Below are 5,836 nucleotides of genomic sequence, written 5' to 3'. Positions count from 1 at the left end.
CATTCGCTGAGGGCGTCGGCCATCACCACGCCGCCGCCGGAGATGATCACGGGGAACTTCGCCTGCGCGAGCAGTTCGGCCGCTTCGTTCAGGCTCTGCTCGCCGCCCGCGCCGCGATCGAGGTGCTGCGGCTGCGGAATCTCGGCCCTGATCTGGCCGTAGAAGTAGTCGCGCGGAATGTTGAGCTGGGTGGGCCCCATCTCGGCCATCGCGCGGTCGAAGCAGCGTCCCGTGAATTCGGCCATGCGTGCCGGATGCGTGACGTGGCCCTGGTATTTGGTGAACTCCTGGAACATCGGCAGCTGCTTCGCTTCCTGGAAGCCGCCGAGTCCGATGCCCATGGTGCCCGCCTCGGGCGTGACGATGACCACGGGGCTGTGCGCCCAGTAGGCGGCGGCAATCGCGGTGACGGCGTTGCTGATGCCGGGGCCGTTCTGGCCGATGACCACGCCGTGGCGGCCCGAGACGCGCGCATAGCCGTCGGCCATGTGACCGGCGCCCTGTTCGTGGACGACGGGAATCAGGCGGATGCCGGCGGGCGCGAAGATGTCCATCGCGTCCATGAAGGCCGAGCCCATGATGCCGAACATCTCCGTCACGCCGTTGGCGGCCAGCGTTTCGACAAAGGCTTCGGACGGGGTCATGGCCTGCGGACCAAGGCTGACGGCGGTGGCATGCGGGGCGGAAGTGGCCGGATCTTGCTCGCTCATGGTGTCTCCAGTTAATTAAACGGAACGTACTGTTCCAAATAACATGTACGAGCAAAATTTAGAATGAAAAAAGGCAATGGTCAACCCATAAAAACAATTAACGGAACAATTTGTATCTAAAAAATAATGACGTTATGATGAGGCATGCGTTCGTGATCGCGTTCGAACAGGGGGATGGAAATGACCGATATCGTGAGTAGCAAGCCGGATCGCATCGTGGACGCGCGCAGCGTGTTCGGCATCGATGTCGATTTGAAAGTGCCCGCCTTCAGCGAGCGAGACGATCATGTTCCGGAAATCGACGAGGTCTATCGCTTCAACACTGAGGTGACGTTGGCGATTCTCGCCGGCTTCATGTGCAACCGGCGTGTGATGGTTCAAGGGCTGCACGGCACGGGCAAGTCGTCTCACATCGAACAGGTGGCCGCGCGCCTGAACTGGCCGTGCGTTCGCGTCAATCTGGACGGCCACATCAGCCGGCTCGATCTCGTCGGCAAAGATGCGATCGTCGTGCGCGACGATCATCAGGTGACCGAGTTTCAGGAAGGGATCGTGCCTTGGGCGTTGCAGCGCCCCGTCGCGCTGATCTTCGACGAATACGATGCGGGTCGCCCCGACGTGATGTTCGTCATCCAGCGCATCCTCGAAACCGACGGCAAGTTCACGCTGCTCGACCAGAACCGCGTGATTCATCCGCATCCGTGTTTCCGGCTGTTCGCGACGACCAACACCATCGGGCTCGGCAACCTCAACGGGCTCTATCACGGCACGCAGACGCTGAATCACGCGCAGATCGACCGCTGGAACGTCGTCGCGACGCTGAACTATCTGTCGCGCGACGATGAGCGGGCGATCGTGCTCGCGCGTGCACCCGAGCTCGACGACGCAGCAGGGCGCGCGCTGGTCGAATCGATGGTCAGCGTCGCCGAACTGACGCGCAAAGGCTTTGCGGCAGGCGATCTGTCGACGCTGATGTCGCCACGCACCGTGATCAACTGGGCGGAGAATATCAGGATCTTTCGCGATCCGGGCCTCGCGTTTTGCCTGACGTTCATGAACAAGTGCGACGAAGCCGAGCGGCCGGTCGTCGCCGAATACTTCCAGCGCGCGTTCGGCAAGGAACTGGCTTCGTTCGAAAGCGGCAAGGCGCTCAGCCTGGCAACGCCATGAAGTCGTCCGATCGCGAAGCGGCCCGGCGCGCTGCGCGCGGCGAGGCGCTGCGTGCGTCGACCGTGCGCGCGCTCACGGGCGATGCCGCCTTGCATTACAGCAACGGTCGACTGTGCCGGAACATGAAGCCGCTGCCCATTCATGCGCCGCATCTGCGCGCCGCGGCCACAGGGGATACGCTCTCGTCGTTGCGCGGCGCCGCGGATGGCGCGGCATTGCGGGTACGGCATTCCGATGCCGGACTGCATCGTCGGCTGTTGCCCGACGGTTCCGTTCAGCGGCTGTTATTCGAGCTGCTCGAACAGTTGCGTTGCGAATCGCTGTTGCCCGAAGGCATGCCGGGGCTTGCGCAGAATCTGCGGAGCCGCTTCGAAGCGTGGTCGCGCGACATGCATCGGTCCGGGATCGTCGATGGACATCTCGGACTGCTGCTCTATACCGTTGCGCAGATGTGCTGGTCGCGTCTGTCGGGTTGGCCGGTGCTGGAGGAAACGGAAGGTCTGATAGAAGCGACGCGGGCTTCCATTGCGCCCGCGATCGGCGCGCCGCTTGCCGGCATGCGGCGCACGCGTGGCGACCAATGCGCGTTCGCGGAACACGCGCTCGAGCTGGCGCGGCAGATCAGCGAGATGATCGACGCCGAACGCGCCGCACGTCTGCCCGACGAAGCCGAAGATCAGCCAGACGACGACGCGGCGCGCAATGCGTTCTCACTCTTTCTCGACTTCGAAGACGGAGACGAGGAAGGCATCACGCTCGCGCACACGGGCGAAAGCTGCGTGCTGCGAGCGTCGGAGCAGGGCTATCGGGTCTTCACGACTCGCTACGATCGCGAGTTCTATACGGCAACGCTCGTGCGTAAGGCGTTGCTTGCGGAGTATCGCGAACGCCTCGACGAACGCATCGGTGCACAGGCGCTCAATGTGCCGCGTCTCGCGCGCGCGTTGAAGGCCGCGCTCGCCGTGCCGCAGCGCGACGGTTGGTCTTTTGGCGAAGAGCATGGACGCATCGACGGAAGGCGGCTCGCGCAACTCGTCAGCTCGCCCGCTGAGCGGCGCCTCTTTCGCCTTGAGCAGCACACGCTGATTGCCGAATCGATGGTGAGCTTTCTGATCGACTGCTCGGGCTCGATGCGAGCGCAGATAGAACCTGTCGCGATGCTTATCGATGTGCTGACGCGGGCGCTAGATTCGGCGGGCATCGCAAGCGAAGTGCTGGGCTTCACGACAGGCGCATGGAACGGCGGCCGCGCGCGGCTCGACTGGCTGGCACAGGGGCGGCCGCCTCATCCGGGGCGCCTGAACGAAGTGAGCCATCTCGTGTTCAAGGATGCCGAAACGGGCTGGCGACGCGCGCGCGCCGATATCGCCGCGATGCTCAAGGGCGATCTCTTTCGCGAGGGCGTGGACGGCGAAGCCATCGAGTGGGCGTGCAACAGGTCGCGTGCGCATGCCGTGAACCGGCGCATTCTGATCGTCGTATCGGACGGCAGCCCGATGGACGCCGCGACCCATCAGGCCAACGACGCCTACTACCTCGACAATCATCTGAAGCAGGTGATCGCCGAGCAGCAGGCCGCAGGGGATATCGAAGTGATGGGGCTCGGTATCGGGCTCGATCTCAGTCCGTACTATCGGCATTCGCTGGCCGTGGACCTTTCGACGGCGCCTGACATGGCCTTGCTTGCCGAAATCGTGGGCTTGATCGGTGCTGGCGGAGGGCGCGGCGGATAGCGCCAGATAAGCGCTACACGACGAGCCGCCAGACGGAGGTCAACACGAGCTGTCCTCCGATGATCACCAGCACGGCAAACGCAACGCGCCGCGTCATCACGCCTGACAGCGGCGGCGGTCGATGACGCGCCGCCAGTGTCGCCAGGCTGACGACGGGCAACGCAATCGCTGCCTGTATCCAGATCGCGGCATTCAACTGGCCCGCCGCGGCACTGAATGCCGTGCGGATCGCGGCGGTCTCGCCGAACAGAACGATTAGCGCACAGCGGATCTGCGTGACGGACAGGGGCTGTCGATAGAACTGATAGATGAGTGGCGGCCCCGATATGCCGAACATGCCGCTCAGCAGCCCACCGAACACACCGCTCATGAAAAAGCCGCGATTACCCGAGCGCTGTTCGAGTGGCGCGGGCCGCAACGCCGAGCTGATGCCGCCATACAGCACGACGATACCCAGCAGCAGATGCAGCATTACCGATGCAGCGGCGCTCAGGTAATCGAGTAGCGCGACGCCCGCAATCACGGAAGGCACGATGCCGAGCGTGGCAGCGCCCACCGCGCGCCAATCGACGTGATGCAGCTTGCCAGGCAGGGCGATCGAACAGTTCGCGAGCGTCACGACGCTGACGAGCGCAGCCACGCTTGCAACGGGTGCGAGGTTCGTTCCGCTTGCGACACCGATCACGATCATGCCGAGCCCGAAGCCCGTCACGGTCTGGAAATAGCTTGCGGCGCCCATCAGCGCCAGAAGAGGAATCAGCTTGTCCAGGGTCATGATGGGGGCATGCCCCTTCTGACACCTGCTTTCGAGTCATGATGATGCGTGTTCATCTGCGGGCAGGACTCCGAGCGCTGCATGTGCCTGTACGCAGGTTACTGCGATCACGTAGTAAATATCATCTTCGCTGCATCCGCGCGAAAGATCGTTGGCGGGTTTTTGCAGGCCTTGCAGCAAGGGGCCGATGGCCTTCGCGCCGCCGATCCGCTCCGCGAGCTTGTAGCCGATATTGCCCGCTTCGAGGCTCGGAAAGATCAGCGTGTTTGCGTGACCCTCGACCTGCGAATGGTGAACCTTGCGCATCGCGATCTCGGCGACGATCGCGGCGTCGAGCTGCACGTCGCCGTCGATGGCCAGATGCGGGCGTGCTTCCTTGACGAGACGTGTCGCCTCGACGACCTTGTCGACTGCGGCATGGTGAGCGCTGCCGCTTGTGGAGAACGAAAGCATCGCCACTTTGGGTTCTTCCATCAGCAGCGCGCGCGTGCTGTCCGCGGCGGCCATCGCGATTTCGGAGAGCTGCACGGCGTCCGGTTCGACGACGAGCGCGCAGTCGGAGAAGATCAGTCCGCCCTTCATCGTATGGAAGGGCTCGCACAGCATCATCAGAAAGAAGCTCGACACGAGCTTGAACGACGGGCGAATGCCGATGATCTGAATCGCGTTGCGCACGACGTCGGCCGTGGTGTTGACCGCGCCCGCAACCGATCCGTCGGCGTGCCCGAGACGCACCATCAGGTTCGCGAAGCAAAGCGGATTGAGCACTTCTCGCTGCGCCTCGTCGCGCGTCATGCCTTTCCTGCTTCGCAGCGCGAACAGTTCATCGGCGAATTGCCGGGAAAGGGGCGAGGTCGCGGGCGTCACAAGCTCGATGCCGGTGAGATCGACGCCTTCTTTCTCTGCTGCCTGGCGGGTTGGCACAGTGTCGCCGACCAGCACGATACGGGCGATGCCTTCCTGCGTCGCGCGCTGTGCGGCGCGCAGCACGCGCGCGTCCTCGGACTCGCACAGCACGATGCGCATGGGCGACTGACGCGCGCTCTCGATGATGCGGTAGATGGGCTTCATGGCTGCGATAGGCTGTGATGGTACAAGCGGCATTCCCCGGCAGGGTCAGAAGTTGCCGGGGAACGCCGCGCTGCGGGGACGGCTGGATCAGACGTAGTCCTTGTACTTGTCGAGCAGGCGCACGGGCTTGGACAGCGCATCGCGGCGGAACGGATCGCCCAGTTCGCGCGTGCACATGATCTCGACGATCGTGGTCTTGCCGTGATTCATCTGCAGGTCGATCGCCTTCTTCAGTGCCGGGCCGACGTCCTCGAGCCGGTCGACGACGATGCCCTCGGCGCCCATCGCCTTCGCGATGCCCGCGAAGCTCGGATTGTCCAGTTCGCCGGCGACGAAGCGGCGGTTGTAGAAGTCCACCTGGTTCTTCTTTTCCGCGC

The 5,836-nt window shown here is 63.6% G+C and carries 6 protein-coding genes; 2 read left to right on the top strand and 4 right to left on the bottom strand.

Annotation, left to right across the window (positions count from 1 at the left end):
• A partial coding sequence (locus BMW76_RS39695; protein WP_245763585.1) for a thiamine pyrophosphate-binding protein occupies positions 1–710 on the bottom strand: 710 nt, incomplete at its 3' end.
• Between the two features lie 180 nt (positions 711–890).
• Here BMW76_RS39695 and BMW76_RS39690 point away from each other — a divergent pair.
• Positions 891–1,880 carry an AAA family ATPase gene (locus tag BMW76_RS39690; RefSeq protein ID WP_090874132.1) on the top strand — a complete coding sequence of 330 codons (990 nt, stop codon included), beginning with the start codon at positions 891–893 and terminating at the stop codon, positions 1,878–1,880.
• Positions 1,877–3,613, top strand: a complete 1,737-nt coding sequence (locus BMW76_RS39685) for a cobaltochelatase CobT-related protein (protein ID WP_090874131.1) — start codon at positions 1,877–1,879, stop codon at positions 3,611–3,613. The genes BMW76_RS39690 and BMW76_RS39685 overlap by 4 nt, the downstream gene beginning before the upstream one ends.
• 13 nt (positions 3,614–3,626) lie before the next feature.
• Here the strand turns inward: BMW76_RS39685 and BMW76_RS39680 are convergent, their stop codons facing one another.
• From BMW76_RS39680 to BMW76_RS39670, 3 genes are all read right to left on the bottom strand, one after another.
• A complete protein-coding gene (locus tag BMW76_RS39680; RefSeq protein ID WP_090874130.1) occupies positions 3,627–4,388 on the bottom strand; it encodes a sulfite exporter TauE/SafE family protein in 762 nt (253 codons plus the stop codon).
• Between the two features lie 36 nt (positions 4,389–4,424).
• Positions 4,425–5,459: a phosphate acetyltransferase gene (gene pta / locus BMW76_RS39675; protein ID WP_090874129.1), complete on the bottom strand. Its 1,035-nt coding sequence runs from the start codon at positions 5,457–5,459 to the stop codon at positions 4,425–4,427.
• Positions 5,460–5,546: 87 nt separating this feature from the next.
• Positions 5,547–5,836: thiamine pyrophosphate-dependent enzyme (locus BMW76_RS39670; RefSeq protein WP_245763584.1), on the bottom strand; the 290-nt coding region annotated here is incomplete at its 5' end.

The sequence above is a fragment of the Paraburkholderia diazotrophica genome, from assembly GCF_900108945.1.
Lineage (GTDB): Bacteria > Pseudomonadota > Gammaproteobacteria > Burkholderiales > Burkholderiaceae > Paraburkholderia > Paraburkholderia diazotrophica.
The sequence above is the reverse complement of the archived record's forward strand: the minus strand, read 5'-3'. Positions and strand labels throughout refer to the sequence as shown.

What these genes read in the sequence shown, in the direction of transcription:
- BMW76_RS39690 (WP_090874132.1), top strand. Translation starts at nt 891, where the DNA reads ATGACCGATATCGTGAGTAGCAAGCCGGATCGCATCGTGGACGCGCGC.
- BMW76_RS39685 (WP_090874131.1), top strand. Translation starts at nt 1,877, where the DNA reads ATGAAGTCGTCCGATCGCGAAGCGGCCCGGCGCGCTGCGCGCGGCGAG.
- BMW76_RS39680 (WP_090874130.1), bottom strand. Translation starts at nt 4,388, where the DNA reads ATGACCCTGGACAAGCTGATTCCTCTTCTGGCGCTGATGGGCGCCGCA.
- pta (WP_090874129.1), bottom strand. Translation starts at nt 5,459, where the DNA reads ATGAAGCCCATCTACCGCATCATCGAGAGCGCGCGTCAGTCGCCCATG.